This window comes from Mesorhizobium sp. M1E.F.Ca.ET.041.01.1.1, from assembly GCF_003997355.1.
GTDB lineage: Bacteria > Pseudomonadota > Alphaproteobacteria > Rhizobiales > Rhizobiaceae > Mesorhizobium.
The window spans coordinates 1-1,057 of sequence record NZ_RZSL01001084.1 but is presented as its reverse complement, the minus strand read 5'-3'; the positions used below and the strand labels follow the sequence as shown (position 1 = coordinate 1,057).

Below are 1,057 nucleotides of genomic sequence, written 5' to 3'. Positions count from 1 at the left end.
ATCCGTCACATCCATTCCGTCCGGGCCGTGGCAAGCGACCGCGCCGCGCAAGACGAGCGGCTCTCGGAGGGAGATTCGCCGCCCTACGACAAGCTGCTGCTCGCCACCGGGTCCGTGCCGCGCAAGCTGCCGATCCCGGGCCTGGGCGGACGCTGCGTCTATCTCAGGACCTTCAACGACGCGCTCGCCATCCGCGCCCATCTCAGCGCGGGAAATCGCGTCGCCATCATCGGTGGCGGCTTCATCGGCCTCGAGCTTGCCGCCTCGGCGCGCAAGCTCGGCGCCACCGTCACGGTGCTCGAAGCGCAGCCGCGCATCCTGATGCGCGGCGTACCTAGCGAGATCGCCGAAATCATCCACAAGACGCACGAGGCCGAGGGTGTGAAAGTCCTTACGGGACAGGGCATCACGGCCATTGCCGACAATGGCGGCGAGGTTCGTATCGCGCTTGCAGACGGGCAGGAGGTTGTCGCCGATCTCGCGGTGATCGGCATCGGCGCCGTGCCGGTGACGGCGCTCGCCGCCGAAGCGGGACTGGCAATCGACAACGGCATCGCGGTCGACGACACGCTGCGCAGCGAGGATCCGGATATCTTCGCCGCAGGTGACTGCTGCTCCTTTCCGCTCGCCGTCTATGGCGGGCGGCGCGTGCGGCTGGAAGCCTGGCGCAATGCGCAGGAACAGGGCGCTTTAGCCGCGAAGAACATGCTGGGCGCCAACGAGGCGCATGCCGCGGTGCCATGGTTCTGGTCGGATCAGTACGGGCTCACGCTGCAGATCGCCGGGCTTTCGGACGAGGGCAAAAGCACCGTCCGACGCGACCTCGACGACGGCGCCTTCATCCTGTTCCACCTGGCGGAAGACGGCAGGCTGGTCGCCGCCAGCGGCATCGGTCCCGGCAATGCCGTGGCGCGCGATATCCGCCTGGCGGAGATGCTGATCGCGAAGGGGGCAAGCCCGGCGCCGGAGGCGCTCGGCTCGCAAACGGTCAAGCTGAAGTCGCTGCTGGCGGCATAGTCCACCTCTCCAACCGGCATTGAGGGATCTAGCGATATGG

At 67.5% G+C, this 1,057-nt stretch carries 1 protein-coding gene; it reads left to right on the top strand.

Annotated elements, in window-relative coordinates:
- A partial coding sequence (locus tag EOA38_RS37530; protein ID WP_127301578.1) for an FAD-dependent oxidoreductase occupies positions 1-1,017 on the top strand: 1,017 nt, incomplete at its 5' end.
- Positions 1,018-1,057 lie beyond the last annotated feature (40 nt).